Origin of the sequence: Wenzhouxiangella psychrophila, from assembly GCF_042310375.1 — a bacterium.
Classification (GTDB): domain Bacteria; phylum Pseudomonadota; class Gammaproteobacteria; order Xanthomonadales; family Wenzhouxiangellaceae; genus Wenzhouxiangella.
In genome coordinates this window covers 44,676-57,268 of the sequence record NZ_JBHJMQ010000003.1, presented here as the reverse complement: position 1 = coordinate 57,268, position 12,593 = coordinate 44,676, and the positions used below count along the sequence as shown (strand labels likewise).

General features: G+C 66.1%; 14 protein-coding genes. 12 read left to right on the top strand and 2 right to left on the bottom strand.

What is annotated here, in order from left to right:
• Position 1: 1 nt before the first annotated feature.
• The 9 genes from ACDC66_RS04970 to hisIE all read left to right on the top strand — a co-directional run bounded on the left by ACDC66_RS04970 (position 2) and on the right by hisIE (position 8,084).
• Positions 2–316: a YerC/YecD family TrpR-related protein gene (locus ACDC66_RS04970; protein WP_376695580.1), complete on the top strand. Its 315-nt coding sequence runs from the start codon at positions 2–4 to the stop codon at positions 314–316.
• Positions 317–515: 199 nt separating this feature from the next.
• A complete protein-coding gene (gene hisG / locus ACDC66_RS04965; RefSeq protein ID WP_376695579.1) occupies positions 516–1,406 on the top strand; it encodes an ATP phosphoribosyltransferase in 891 nt (296 codons plus the stop codon).
• Positions 1,403–2,725, top strand: coding sequence for a histidinol dehydrogenase (hisD, locus tag ACDC66_RS04960; protein WP_376695578.1), 1,323 nt, complete (start codon positions 1,403–1,405; stop codon positions 2,723–2,725). The genes hisG and hisD overlap by 4 nt, the downstream gene beginning before the upstream one ends.
• Entirely contained in the window at positions 2,722–3,786 is a 1,065-nt protein-coding gene (hisC, locus tag ACDC66_RS04955) for a histidinol-phosphate transaminase (protein ID WP_376695577.1), read from the top strand. Before hisD ends, hisC begins: the two co-directional genes overlap by 4 nt.
• Positions 3,783–4,844, top strand: a complete 1,062-nt coding sequence (hisB, locus tag ACDC66_RS04950; protein WP_376695576.1) for a bifunctional histidinol-phosphatase/imidazoleglycerol-phosphate dehydratase HisB — start codon at positions 3,783–3,785, stop codon at positions 4,842–4,844. The genes hisC and hisB overlap by 4 nt, the downstream gene beginning before the upstream one ends.
• A gap of 199 nt (positions 4,845–5,043) precedes the next feature.
• Positions 5,044–5,631, top strand: a complete 588-nt coding sequence (gene hisH, locus ACDC66_RS04945) for an imidazole glycerol phosphate synthase subunit HisH (protein ID WP_376695575.1) — start codon at positions 5,044–5,046, stop codon at positions 5,629–5,631.
• A gap of 165 nt (positions 5,632–5,796) precedes the next feature.
• Positions 5,797–6,531, top strand: a complete 735-nt coding sequence (gene hisA / locus ACDC66_RS04940) for a 1-(5-phosphoribosyl)-5-[(5-phosphoribosylamino)methylideneamino]imidazole-4-carboxamide isomerase (RefSeq protein ID WP_376695574.1) — start codon at positions 5,797–5,799, stop codon at positions 6,529–6,531.
• On the top strand, positions 6,519–7,286 hold the full coding sequence (hisF, locus tag ACDC66_RS04935) for an imidazole glycerol phosphate synthase subunit HisF (RefSeq protein WP_376695573.1): 768 nt from the start codon (positions 6,519–6,521) through the stop codon (positions 7,284–7,286). The genes hisA and hisF overlap by 13 nt, the downstream gene beginning before the upstream one ends.
• Before the next feature lie 180 nt (positions 7,287–7,466).
• Complete coding sequence (hisIE, locus tag ACDC66_RS04930; protein ID WP_376695572.1) at positions 7,467–8,084, top strand: bifunctional phosphoribosyl-AMP cyclohydrolase/phosphoribosyl-ATP diphosphatase HisIE; 618 nt, start codon at positions 7,467–7,469, stop codon at positions 8,082–8,084.
• On the opposite strand, the gene ACDC66_RS04925 is transcribed toward hisIE, so the two are convergent.
• Together ACDC66_RS04925 and ACDC66_RS04920 are read right to left on the bottom strand one after the other, a co-directional pair.
• Positions 8,065–8,868 (bottom strand): EAL domain-containing protein, encoded by an 804-nt coding sequence (locus tag ACDC66_RS04925; RefSeq protein ID WP_376695571.1) that lies wholly within the window; start codon positions 8,866–8,868, stop codon positions 8,065–8,067. The two genes, hisIE and ACDC66_RS04925, sit on opposite strands and share 20 nt — an antisense overlap.
• 201 nt (positions 8,869–9,069) lie before the next feature.
• Positions 9,070–9,738: a YdcF family protein gene (locus ACDC66_RS04920; RefSeq protein ID WP_376695570.1), complete on the bottom strand. Its 669-nt coding sequence runs from the start codon at positions 9,736–9,738 to the stop codon at positions 9,070–9,072.
• Between the two features lie 137 nt (positions 9,739–9,875).
• Between ACDC66_RS04920 and ACDC66_RS04915 the strand changes: the two genes are divergently transcribed.
• The 3 genes from ACDC66_RS04915 to ACDC66_RS04905 are packed head-to-tail and all read left to right on the top strand — an operon-like array spanning position 9,876 to position 12,573.
• The gene (locus tag ACDC66_RS04915; protein ID WP_376695569.1) at positions 9,876–11,054 is read left to right on the top strand and encodes a beta-ketoacyl-[acyl-carrier-protein] synthase family protein; all 1,179 of its coding nucleotides are present in this window, start codon (positions 9,876–9,878) and stop codon (positions 11,052–11,054) included.
• The gene (locus tag ACDC66_RS04910; protein ID WP_376695567.1) at positions 11,051–11,842 is read left to right on the top strand and encodes a beta-ketoacyl synthase chain length factor; all 792 of its coding nucleotides are present in this window, start codon (positions 11,051–11,053) and stop codon (positions 11,840–11,842) included. Before ACDC66_RS04915 ends, ACDC66_RS04910 begins: the two co-directional genes overlap by 4 nt.
• The gene (locus ACDC66_RS04905; RefSeq protein ID WP_376695566.1) at positions 11,839–12,573 is read left to right on the top strand and encodes a glycosyltransferase family 2 protein; all 735 of its coding nucleotides are present in this window, start codon (positions 11,839–11,841) and stop codon (positions 12,571–12,573) included. Before ACDC66_RS04910 ends, ACDC66_RS04905 begins: the two co-directional genes overlap by 4 nt.
• The last annotated feature ends 20 nt before the right edge of the window (positions 12,574–12,593 follow it).

The following is a 12,593-nucleotide window of genomic DNA, read 5'->3' as shown; positions in this document are numbered from 1 at the left end:
CATGAAACAGCACGAACCACAACACATGCAGGCCAACCGCGCCGCCCGTTCCAGCCTGGCCGAGGCGCTGATGGCCATGCGCACGCCCGCAGAAATGCGCGCCCTGCTCAAGGACCTGACCACCCCGGCCGAGCTGGAGGCATTGGTCGACCGCTGGCGCGTGGTGCGCTATCTCGACCAGGGCAAGCCCTACCGCGAGATCCACGACCTGACCGGCGTGAGTGTGACAACCATCGGACGCGTTGCGCGCTACCTGGAGAATGGCAATGGTGGGTACCGCATGGCTCTCGAACGCATAAAGCACGGCGGGAAATGAAAAGAAGGCGCGCAACGCAAATTCGAAATCCGAAGCACCAAATCCGAAACAAGCTCGAAGCATGAAATATGGAAACGAGCCTGAACGGTGGTTGTTTCGGATTTGGAATTTCGGATTTCCTTCGAATTTGGTGCTTCGGATTTCGTGCTTTGGTCAAAGACGAAACCACCGAAATTGAATCGATAACAAAGAGTTTCTAATGAACCGTATACAGATCGCTATCCAGAAGTCCGGCCGCCTGGCCGACAAGTCGCTCAACCTGCTCGAGCGCTCCGGCCTGCATTTCGCGCGCAGCAAGGACAAGCTGTTCTGGTACGGCCGCAACCTGCCCGTCGACCTGCTTTTGGTGCGTGACGACGACATTCCGCGCCTGCTGATCGAGGGCGTGTGCCAGCTCGGCATCGTCGGCGAAAACGTGGCGGAGGAAAAACTGCTGGAAGCGCGCCAGGGCAGGCCCGGCGTGAAGCTCGAAAGCCTGGGGGCGCTCGATTTCGGCCATTGCCAGCTCAAACTCGCCGTGCCCGAAGACTCGACGGCGACTTCCATCGCCGACCTAGCCGGCAAGCGCCTGGCCACCAGCTATCCGCAGCTCACCCGCCGTTTTCTCGAAGACAACGGCGTCGAGGCCGACATCGTGATGCTCAACGGCGCGGTCGAGATCGCACCCAGCCTCGGCACCGCCGACGCCATCGTCGACCTCGTCTCCACCGGCACCACGCTCAGGGCAAACCACCTGAAAGCGATCGAGCCGGTCATGACCAGCCAGGCCGCGCTCTATCGCTGCCCGCAGAGAATCGACGACGAAGGCGAGACCCTGCTGGCCAAGCTGCTCACCCGCATCCAGGGCGTTCAGCAGGCCGCCGAGACCAAGTACGTGATGCTGCACGCCCCGCGATCGCGCCTGGCCGAGATCTCGTCGATCCTGCCCGGCGCCGAGTCGCCCACCATCCTGCCGCTGGAAGGCCAGGACGACCGCGTCGCGGTGCACGCCGTTTGCACCGAGCAAGTGTTCTGGGAACACCTCGAGGAGCTCAAGGCCGCCGGCGCTTCGGCCGTGCTGGTGCTGCCCGTGGAGAAGATGCTGGCATGAAGTTTGTCATGACAATCGTCGCCTGGAACGAGCTCGAGCAGCCAGAACGCGAGCGACTGCTTGCGCGTCCGGCCCTGGAAACCACCGCCGAACTGCGCGACAGCGTCGAGGCCATCATGCAGACGGTGCGCCGCGATGGCGACCGGGCCGTCCTGGACTATGGCCGAACGTTCGACGGCCGCGCACCGGAACGACTGCTCGCCTCGAACGCAGACCTGGACTCGGCCGGGGAAGAGCTGGACCCGGCCTTGGTCGGCGCTATCGACACCGCCATCGGCACCGTCACGCGTTTCCACGAAGCGGCCCGTCCGCAAGACCTGGTCGTCGAAACCGCGAAGGGCGTAACCTGCGAGGCGCGCTGGCGCGCACTCGATCCGGTCGGCCTGTACGTGCCCGCTGGTACCGCCCCGCTGCCCTCGACCGCCGTCATGCTGGGCGTACCGGCCCGGCTGGCCGGTTGCCGCAAGATCGTTCTTGCCACGCCGCCGGGCGCGGACGGCCGCGCCGACGCCGCGGTGCGCTATATCGCCCATCGCCTCGAGATCGATACCGTGCTGGTCGCCGGCGGGGCGCAGGCTGTCGCGGCCATGGCCTACGGCACTGAATCGGTCCCGAAGGTCGTGCGCGTGTTCGGCCCGGGTAACCGTTTCGTGGCCGAAGCCAAGCGCCAGGCTGCACAGGATCCCGCCGGCGCGGCCATGGACCTGCCCGCCGGTCCGTCGGAAGTGATGGTGATCGCCGACGAGTCGACCGAAGCCGACTTTATCGCCATGGACCTGCTCAGCCAGGCCGAGCACGGTCCGGACTCGCAGGTCTTCCTGGTCACCGACTCCGCGGTGCTCGCCCGCGACGTCGTCTCTTCCCTGGAACGCCTCAGCGCCAAACTGCCGCGCGCCGAAACCGCCGGCCGGGCGCTCGAACACGGCGCCGTCATCGTCGTCGAACGGCTCGCCGAGGCGGTCGGGGTCGCCAATGACTACGCTCCGGAACACCTGATCATCGCCACGGACAATGCACGCGAACTGTGTAACGACATCACCAGCGCCGGCTCGGTCTTCCTCGGCCACTACACGCCCGAGGCCCTGGGCGATTACATCTCCGGCACCAACCACGTGCTGCCGACCGGCGGCTGGGCGCGCTCATACGCCGGCCTGTCGCTGACCGACTTCATGCGCCGTATGACGGTGCAGGAAGCCACGCCCGAGGGCCTGCGCACGCTGGGGCCGGATGGTGCGCGGCTGGCCGCGCACGAAGGCCTCGACGCTCACCGCCTGGCCATCCAGATGCGACTCGATCGGCTCGTGGAGACATCGGAATGAGCATCGCCGACCTGGCACGCGCGGAAATCCGGGCCCTGCAACCCTATGCCTCGGCGCGGGCCCTGGCCGACAGCGCCGGCATCCTGCTCAACGCCAACGAAAACCCCTGGCCGCCGGAAGGCGATGCCGGCCTGGCACTCAACCGCTATCCCGAACCGCAACCGGCCGCGCTCAAGCACAAGCTGGCAAAGTATTACGGAATCGACGAACAAAACCTGCTGTTGACCCGCGGCAGCGACGAGGGCATCGACCTGCTCAACCGCGTTTTCGTCCGCCCAGGCCAGGACGGCGTGATCACCTGCCCGCCGTGTTTCGGCATGTACGCGCTGTCGGCGCGCATCCAGGGCGCGAGATTGCAGGAAGTCCCGCTGATCGAGACCGCGGAAGACTTCGAGCTCGATCTCGAGGGCCTGTCCGCGGCCGCGCCGGCAAAACTGCTGTTCCTGTGCTCACCCAACAACCCAACCGGCAACGGCCTGGCGGCTGAAACCGTGCTTGCGCTGGCACGGGAGCGGGCCGAGCAAGGCCTGGTCGTGCTCGACGAGGCCTACATCGAATTTTCCGAGCGCCCGTCGCTGGCCACGCGGGTCCAGCAGCAGCCCAATCTGGTCGTGCTGCGCACCCTGTCGAAGGCCTTCGGACTGGCCGGCTGCCGCCTCGGTGCGCTGATTGCATCAGCAGAGGTGATCGAACTGCTGCGGCGCATCATCCCGCCCTATCCACTGCCCACCCCGGCGGTAGCGGCCGCCGAGGCCGTACTCGAACCCGAGTCCGTCGCCGCCCGGCGCGAACAGCTTGACCTGTTGATGGACGACAAGCGCCGCCTGGTCCAGGCGCTCGAGGCACACGCATCGATCCGGCGCGTGTGGCCCGGCGAGGCCAATTTCGTACTCGTTCGCGCCGACGACGGCGCCAAACTGGTGCGCGACGCGGCAGCCGGCGGCATTCGCCTGCGCGATCAGTCCAGCCAGCCGGGTCTGGCCAACTGCGTGCGCATTACCCTGGGCACGCCCGAAGAAAACACCACCTTTATCGAATTTCTGCAGGCCTGGAAGCCATGAAAAAGATTCTTTTCATCGACCGCGACGGTTGCCTGATCGAAGAGCCCGAAGACGAGCAGGTCGATTCCCTCGGCAAGTTCCGGCTGATGCCGGGCGTGATTCCGGCGCTGCTGAAGCTCAGGGACGCCGGCTTCCGCTTCGTCATGGTCAGCAACCAGGATGGCCTGGGCACCGAGGCCTTTCCCGAAGCCGACTTCCGCGGGCCGCAAGCGTTGCTGCTGCAGATCCTGGAAAGCCAGGGCATCACATTCGACGCCATACACATCGACTCGACCCTGCCCGAAGACAACGCGCCCACCCGCAAGCCGGGTATCGGCATGCTGCTCGACTACCTGCGCGACCCCGAACTCGACCGGGAACAATCGGCCGTCATCGGCGACCGCGAAACCGACCTGGAGCTGGCCGGCAACATGGGACTGCGCGGTTTTCGCATCGGTACCGATGGCCTGGACTGGCCGGGCGTCGCCCGCGCACTGCTCCAAACCGCGCGCATCGGCGAGGTGCGGCGGAAAACGCGTGAAACCGATATCGCGGTTCGCGTGGACCTCGACGCGGCGGGACCGTCCTCGATCGGGACCGGCATCGGCTTCTTCGACCACATGCTAGAGCAGGTCGCCGCCCACGGCGGCTTCGCGCTTTCACTGGAATGCAAAGGGGATCTCGAGGTCGACGAACACCACACCGTCGAGGACTGCGCGCTGGCGCTGGGCGCCGCACTCGACAAGGCGCTCGGCGATCGCAGCGGCATCGGCCGCTACGGCTTCCTGCTGCCGATGGATGAGTCGCTGGCGCAAGTCGCCGTCGACCTGTCCGGCCGCCCTGCCATCGTCTTCGACGCCGATTTCCCGCGCGAGTCGGTCGGCGGCCTGCACACCGAAATGGTCGAACACTTCTTCGCCTCCCTGGCCCAGGCTTTGCGCTGTGCCATCCACGTCAAGGTCGAAGGCGAGAACACCCATCACATGGTGGAGGCCTGTTTCAAAGGAGTGGGGAGAGCCTTGCGGCCGGCCCTGGCCCGCACCGGCTCGGGCACCCCGTCGACCAAGGGGGTGCTGTAATGCCAATTCAAAGCTCGGTTTGTTCTCGCAAAGGCGCTAAGGCGCAAAGTAATAAAGAAAGGAAAAACTCAACAAGGGCTTTCTTGATCAATGCCCTATTGCTATTGCCGGGGCAAGCATTTGATCAATTCAATTCATTTTCCTTTGCGTCCCTTGCGCCTTTGCGCCTTTGCGAGAAATTTCCTTTTCGGGGCCGGTTATGACCATCGCCGTAATCAATTCCGGCGGCGCGAACCTCGGCTCCGTTCAGCACGCCCTCGGCCGGCTCGGCGTCGAGTCGGTGCTCACGCGCGATGCGGATGTCATCCGCTCGGCCGAGCGGGTGATCCTGCCCGGCGTGGGTGCGGCGGCCTGGTCGATGAACGCCCTGCGCGAGGCCGGGCTGGTCGAAGTGATCCAGGGGTTGAGCCAACCGGTGCTGGGCATCTGCCTGGGCCTGCAGCTGATGTTCGACTCGTCCGAGGAAGGCGACGTCGACTGCCTGGGCCTGATCCCCGGGCGAGTACGCAGGCTCCAGGTCGATAACAGCCTGAGACTGCCGCACATGGGCTGGAACCAGGTCGATTGGGTGGCCGACGACCCGCTGGCCGCAGGCCTCGACGGCAGCGAGTGGTATTACTTCGTGCACGGCTATGCCGCACCGGTCGAACACGCGGTCGCCGTGAGCGAACACGGCCAGCGCTTCGCGGCGGTGGTGCGCCACAAGAACTTTGCCGCCTGCCAATTCCATCCGGAGAAGTCCGCCACTGCCGGCGCGCGCATCCTGCGCAATTTCCTTAGAACCTGAAAAAGATAATGGTCCACAGATGAACACAGATAAACACAGATACTGCATAAACATAGAACGCCGAACGGAGTTTCGCTTGCCCAAAGCTCGCACCAGGGGCTCGAGCGCTGTCATGGATGTTTTTCATCTGTGTTCATCTGTGTTCATCTGTGAACAATTCTTTTCATGAAGTTGATACCCGCCATCGACCTGCGAGGCGGGCGTGTGGTGCGTCTGCAGCAGGGCGATTATGAGCGCGAGACGCGTTATGACGACGATCCGCTAGCGCTGGCGAAGCGTTATGCCGACGCCGGTGCGTCGCTGATTCACGTCGTCGATCTCGACAGCGCCCGCACGGGCGGTGAAGCGAACCTGGCCACCATCGAGCGCCTGTGCAGCGAACTCGACGTCGCCGTGCAGACCGGCGGCGGCGTGCGCTCGCGCGAGGATTTCCAGCGCCGGCTCGACGCCGGTGCCGATCGCGTGGTCATCGGCAGCCTGTGCGTACGCGAGCCCGAAACCGTGGCGGCATGGCTGGCCGGACCGCAGGGCGAGCGCATCGTCGCCGGCCTCGATGTGAGCCAGGGAATCGACGGCGGCTGGATGCCGCGTGCGGCCGGCTGGACCGAGTCGGGCAAGATCGATCTGTTCACCCTGCTCGACCGACTGGTCGATGCCGGACTTCAGCACCTGCTTTGCACGGATATCGAGCGCGACGGGATGTTCGCCGGGCCTTCGCTGACGCTGTATGAGTCGGTCTGTGACCGATTCTCATCCCTGGCGGTCCAGGCGTCCGGCGGCATCGGCTCGGATGCGGACCTGGTCGAAGTGGCCCAGACCGGCGTGGCCGGCTGCATCGTCGGCCGCGCCCTGCTCGAGGGCCGCGTGCAGTTGAGCGAGATCGCCAAATGGTCGCGGTAAGGCTCATCCCCTGCCTGGATGTGCGCGACGGGCGGGTCGTCAAGGGCGTGCGCTTCCGCAACCACCGCGACATGGGCGATATCGTGGCGCTGGCCGAGCGCTACCGCGACGCCGGCGCCGACGAACTTGTCTTCTATGACATCAGCGCCAGCCCCGAAAAGCGCAGCGTCGACATCGCCTGGGTCGAGCGCGTGGCGAGAGCCATCGACATTCCCTTCTGCGTGGCCGGCGGGATTCGTGACGTCGACACCGCCCGCGCGGTGCTGCATGCCGGCGCCGACAAGATCTCGGTCAACTCGCCGGCCCTGGAGCGGCCGGCGCTGATCGGTGAGCTGGCCGACGCATTCGGTTCCCAGTGCGTCGTCGCCGGCATCGATTCCATCCGCGAGGACGGCCGCTGGCGCGTACGCCAGTACACCGGCGACCCCGACAACATGGTCGATCCCCGACGCGACACGCTCAGCTGGGTGACCGAAGTCCAGCGCCTGGGCGCCGGCGAGATCGTGCTCAACTGCATGGATTCCGACGGCGTGCGCGAAGGCTATGACATCGAACAACTCTCGACCGTGCGAAGCATCTGCCGGGTACCACTGATCGCCTCCGGCGGCGCCGGCGCGCCCGAGCACTTCCTCCAGGCATTTGCCGAAGCCGACGTCGACGGCGCCCTGGCCGCGACCGTCTTCCACTCCGGCCAGATCGCCATCCCCGAGCTCAAGACCTGGCTCCACCAGCATCAAGTGGTGGTGCGAAGTTGAATGAACGGATTGGGGTTCCGGGTTCGGGGTTCGGGGTTCCGGAAGGCTTCGATCAGGCTTGGATGGATTATCGGGAACTGGAGACTTCCATGAGCAGCGCGCCAGCAGCCATCGCCTCCCGCTCCTGAACCCTGAACCCTGAACCCTGAACCCTGAAACATTTATCGGATCCCAAAAGACATGACCAATCAACACGACCTCGAAGATCTCGACTGGAGCAAAGGAGACGGCCTTTTACCTGCCATCGTGCAAGACGCCGACGACGGGCGTGTATTGATGCTCGGCTATATGAATGCCGAGGCGCTGGAGACCACCCGGGCGAGCGGCCGCGTCACCTTCTTCTCGCGCAGCAAACAGCGCCTGTGGACAAAGGGCGAAACCTCGGCCAATCACCTCGAACTGGTCGATGTGCTGGGCGATTGCGATGGCGACACCCTGCTGGTGCTGGCCCGGCCGCACGGCCCGACCTGCCATACCGGCACCGACACCTGCTTCGGCGATATCCATTTCCCGCACGTCGGCTTCCTGGCCGGGCTCGAGCGGACAATACGCTCACGGGCGGGAACGGATCCGGAACAGAGCTACACCGCGCGGCTAATGGCCGAGGGCACCAAACGCTGTGCCCAGAAAGTCGGGGAGGAGGGCGTGGAAGTCGCGCTCGCCGCGGCCGCCGGAGAGCGCGAGGAACTGGATTCGGAAGCCGCGGACCTTCTCTATCACCTGCTTGTGTGTCTTCAGTCCGCGGGAAGCGACCTGGATTCAGTCATCGACAAACTGATCAAGCGGCACAGGCACTGAGGTCCAGGCCGACTTCGCCGGCCGGGTGGAAGTTGTGTTCCTCTTCGTCCTCTTCGACCAGCTCGGGGTGACCGAAATAATAACCCTGGAAGTGCTCCACGCCCGCACGACGCAGCCAGGCCAGTTCGGACTCACGCTCGACGCCGGATGCGATCGGCACGATGCCGAGCACCTTGCAGCTGGCCACCACACCCAAGACCATCGCCTGGCGCCGCAGGCTGCCATCGATGCCGGCAATCAGCTCGCGATCGAGCTTGACGTACTCCGGACGCAGCACGGCCAGGCGCTTGAGGCCGGCCTCGCCCGTGCCGAAATTGTCGGCGGCCACGCGAAATCCGAAATCGTTGGCCCGAGCCCGGACGCGCGCGAGTTGGCGCGGATTGCCCAGCCGCTCGAGTGAGTTGAACTCCAGCACGATCTGCTGCGGTTTGAAGCGGCTGGCCTCGACGGCGTCCGCCGTGGATGACAGCGCGGCCTCCAGGTTCTCCGGATCGACCTCGGTGCAATTGATATGGAGATCGCCTGTCAGGCCGAGACGGCTGGCCTCGCGGATGGCACCCAGCCGGCAGGCCTGATCGAAGTAGAAGAGATTTTCCGGCCGTACCGAAGCGATGATCTGTGCCGGGGACTCGCCCCTGCATCCCCGCACCAGGGCTTCGTGACCGATGGTTTCGCCGCTGCCTTCGTCGACCAGCGGCTGGAAGGCGAATCGAATACCGACATCCAGGACGGCCAGATAATCATCGAGACGCGCGTTGTTATCGATATTTTGCCATCCCCACATGCTCGTTCTCCTTCCTTGGATTGATGTTCAAAACATTGCCTGGGAATCAATATGCAACTAGCGTGCCAGCGCTGCAAGGCATCACCCGAAGGAAGGTTTCACCCGACTCGAAGAGTGAACAGCTTCACGTTCTGGGCCATTTCGCGAAAGGATGCCCCGAACGCCCCCTGTCCCTTTACGTCGGCGGCATACCGAAAAACGTCAGCGGAGACGCTCGAGAAGGGGCTCCCGCTGCGCCAGACGCGCCCAGGCCCGGCCGCAGACGAACCAGCAAAGGAAGGCCGCCTCGCGGAAACTGGCGGCGAGGTTGCCGGATGTAAAGCGCCAGCGCGGCTCGGCCGGCAAAGGCACGGCATCGAGACCGAGCTGTCGGGCATAGACCAGCACGCGGCCCAGATGAAAACGGCTCGTGACCAGGCCCAGCCTGGCTTCGGAGGGCAGCAGTCCGCGCGCGTGACGCAGGTTGGCGAAGGTATCGGTCGAAAGCTCCTCGAGGTGAATGCGACCGGCGTCGATACCCGCCTCTGACACCAGCCAGTCACGGCCCACCGCTGCTTCAGAGGGTTCGCCACCACCGGCCAGAAGCAGTTGCAGACCGGGGTCCGCATCCGCCAGGCAGGCCGCTTGACGCAAACGTTGCCGGTACACGGGCGATGGTCGGCCTTGTTCCAGCACGTGCCCGCACACGACCAACCAGTCGACCGGCAACGGGCCGGGTCGACGAAGGGCCTGGCACAAAACCCAGACCCAGGCGCCGAGAAACGACAAGCCGGCGCTGGCCAACAGCATCAGCGTGCTGGCCAGGAGGGATTCGCGCAGGGCCGGGTCGGTCAGGACACCTCGCAGTGTCAGGCCGGAGACGGTACTCATCGCAACTTCAGGGACGATTCGGACAGGCGCCATCATAGTCCTTGCCGTATCGTGATTGCGACCGGTCGCCACCCTGCCTATACTGGCGCACCCCTTGGACACGGCCCGCGCGGCGGCCTGGAATATCCCGAATCCGCATGAACAACCTGCATATCGCTGCAATGACCCTGACCTGTGCCGCCGGCACCGGGCTCGACGCGCTGCGCACGGCCCTGATCGACGGTCGCAGCGGGCTGCGGGCCAACGACTACCCGAATTGCTCGCTCGATACCTGGATCGGTCGCGTTGACGGCGTCGAGGAGGTGACGCTCGAAGGCGACCTGTCGCGCTTTCAGTGCCGCAACAACCAGCTGGCATCGCTGGCCCTGGACCAGGACGGGTTCCGGGAACGCGCCGCCGCCCTCCTCGAGCGCCACCGGCCTGAACGCATCGCTTGCGTGATCGGCACCTCGACGGCAGGCATCAGCAGCACCGAAGCCGCCTACCGCGACCTCGACGAGGCCGGCCGCTTCCGCCCCGAGCACGTCATGCCCTGGGTGCACACGCCGCACACATCGGCAGCCTTCGTCGCCGCGGCACTGGGCCTGAACGGGCCGGTGCAGACAGTCTCGACCGCCTGCTCGTCCTCGGCCAAGGTCTTCGCGACCGCCGCGCGTCTGATCGAGTCCGGCTGGGCCGACGCGGCCGTGGTCGGCGGCGTCGACAGCCTGTGCCTGTCGGTACTCTACGGCTTCCATTCGCTGGAGCTGGTCTCCCCCGGGCCCTGCCGGCCATTCGACCGCGACCGCAATGGCCTCAACCTGGGCGAGGCCGCCGGTTTCGCCATCGTCGAGCGCGACCCCGAGGCGTCACTGGGCTGCCTGCTGGGCTGGGGCGAGACCTCCGACGCGCACCATATGGCCTCGCCGCACCCCGAGGGCGCCGGCGCCATCGCAGCCATGCGACATGCCCTGGAGCGCGGCGGACTGGCGCCGGAGCGCATCGGCTACGTCAACTGCCACGGCACCGCCACGCCCATGAACGACCGCATCGAAACCATGGCGCTGAAGACCGTATTCGGTACACCACCGCCGGCGAGCTCGACCAAGGCCTGGACGGGCCATACCCTGGGTGCGGCCGGCATTACCGAAACGGTCATCAGCCTGATCGCCCTGGGCGATGGCTTCCTGCCGGCCAGCCTGAACTGCGCCGAACCGGAGCCGGACGCGGCGGCGTTCATCCTGCGCGAGAACCGGCGCGAGAAAGTCGATGCAGTCATGTCCAATTCCTTCGGCTTCGGCGGCTCGAACTGCACGCTGGTCATGGGGGCGGCATGATCACGAGACTCCGCATCCTCGGCTGCGGCCTGAGCGCCCCCGGCCTGCACGACATCGACGCACTCTCGCAGGTGCTCGCCGGTGGCGAGCTGGGCGATGAAAAACCCGACGCCACGAGCATTTCCCTGCTGTCGCCGCGCGAGCGCCGGCGCTGTCCGGAGACCGTGCGCCTGTCCATGGCGGCTGCCGAACAGGCCTGCCGTGCAGCCCATATCGACCCGTCCCAGCCCGACGCCGTATTCACCTCGGGCATGGGCGATCTGGCCATCAGCGACTACATGTGCCGCACGCTGGCCGACACGCCCGACCTGCTTTCTCCGATGCGTTTCCACAACTCGGTGCACAACGCCGCTGCCGGCTACTGGTCGATCGGCGCGGGCGTGCGCGGGGACGTCACCGCACTCAGCGGCGCGATCGACAGCCTGGTCGCGGGCCTGGTGGAAGCCGCCAGCCGCGTCCAGGCCGACGGCCGCCCGGTGCTGCTGGTCGTGTACGACTCGGCGGCCGAAGGGCCGATGCGCGCCGTCTGGTCGGCGCGACATCCCTTTGCCAGCGCCTTCCTGCTGGGCGTGGCGGACGACGACAGCGACGCCATCGTTCTCGGCCCCGAGCCGGGGTTGGACCAGGACGACAGCCCGTCGCTGCCGGCCGGCCTGGCCGAGCGGGCCACCGACAATCCGGCCGCGCGCGCGCTGCACCTGCTCGCACTGGCCCAGGGCCACCATCGCGGGCCCGTGCGCCTGGCCGCCCGGCAAGGTCCCGGGCTGCGCATCGAGCCGGCGACATGAATACCGCCGCGGTCATCCCCGCCCACAACGAAGTGCGCACGATCCGCCCCCTGGTCGCGGCCGTGCGTGACCGGGTGGAAACGGTCATCGTCGTCGACGATGGCTCGAGCGACGGAACCGGCGAGGCCGTGCGAGACCTCGACATTCACTTGCTGCGCCACGAAACTCCCGGCGGCAAGGCCGCTGCCCTGGCTGCCGGATTCGCCGCCGCGCTCGATACGCAGGCAGCCTGGGTCGCGACCCTCGACGGCGATGGGCAACACGACCCCGCCGAACTGGACCGCCTGCTGCAAGCCGCGCAACGCCATCCCGAGCACGTGGTGGTGGGCGCGCGCGTGCGCGAGCGTCATCGCCAGCCCGGGATCCGCCGTTTCGCCAACCGTTTCGCCGATTTCTGGATATCCTGGGCCAGCGGCCAGCGCCTGCCCGATAGCCAGAGCGGCTACCGCGTCTATCCGCGCGGCCTGCTCGAACGCGTCAAGCCGTCGACCGCCAGGCGCCACGGCTTCGTCTTCGAGACCGCGATGCTCATCGATGGTGCCAGGGCCGGCTATCCGGCGCTGGCGGTGGAAATCGACAGCATCTACCGCGAAGACGCCCGCCCCAGCTACTTTCGCCCCGGCCGCGACGTGTGGGAAATCTTCTGGTTCGTGTTCTGGCGAATCGTCCTCGCCGGCTTCTATCCCCGGGGCCTGTGGCGCATGATCACGCGCCCGGCCCGCTTCGGCTGAAGCAGGCCGGGCCACGCCGG

Bases quoted from the DNA above. Each gene is read 5' to 3' on its own strand.
- ACDC66_RS04970 (WP_376695580.1), top strand. From the start codon at position 2: ATGAAACAGCACGAACCACAACACATGCAGGCCAACCGCGCCGCCCGT.
- hisG (WP_376695579.1), top strand. From the start codon at position 516: ATGAACCGTATACAGATCGCTATCCAGAAGTCCGGCCGCCTGGCCGAC.
- hisD (WP_376695578.1), top strand. From the start codon at position 1,403: ATGAAGTTTGTCATGACAATCGTCGCCTGGAACGAGCTCGAGCAGCCA.
- hisC (WP_376695577.1), top strand. From the start codon at position 2,722: ATGAGCATCGCCGACCTGGCACGCGCGGAAATCCGGGCCCTGCAACCC.
- hisB (WP_376695576.1), top strand. From the start codon at position 3,783: ATGAAAAAGATTCTTTTCATCGACCGCGACGGTTGCCTGATCGAAGAG.
- hisH (WP_376695575.1), top strand. From the start codon at position 5,044: ATGACCATCGCCGTAATCAATTCCGGCGGCGCGAACCTCGGCTCCGTT.
- hisA (WP_376695574.1), top strand. From the start codon at position 5,797: ATGAAGTTGATACCCGCCATCGACCTGCGAGGCGGGCGTGTGGTGCGT.
- hisF (WP_376695573.1), top strand. From the start codon at position 6,519: ATGGTCGCGGTAAGGCTCATCCCCTGCCTGGATGTGCGCGACGGGCGG.
- hisIE (WP_376695572.1), top strand. From the start codon at position 7,467: ATGACCAATCAACACGACCTCGAAGATCTCGACTGGAGCAAAGGAGAC.
- ACDC66_RS04925 (WP_376695571.1), bottom strand. From the start codon at position 8,868: ATGTGGGGATGGCAAAATATCGATAACAACGCGCGTCTCGATGATTAT.
- ACDC66_RS04920 (WP_376695570.1), bottom strand. From the start codon at position 9,738: ATGAGTACCGTCTCCGGCCTGACACTGCGAGGTGTCCTGACCGACCCG.
- ACDC66_RS04915 (WP_376695569.1), top strand. From the start codon at position 9,876: ATGAACAACCTGCATATCGCTGCAATGACCCTGACCTGTGCCGCCGGC.
- ACDC66_RS04910 (WP_376695567.1), top strand. From the start codon at position 11,051: ATGATCACGAGACTCCGCATCCTCGGCTGCGGCCTGAGCGCCCCCGGC.
- ACDC66_RS04905 (WP_376695566.1), top strand. From the start codon at position 11,839: ATGAATACCGCCGCGGTCATCCCCGCCCACAACGAAGTGCGCACGATC.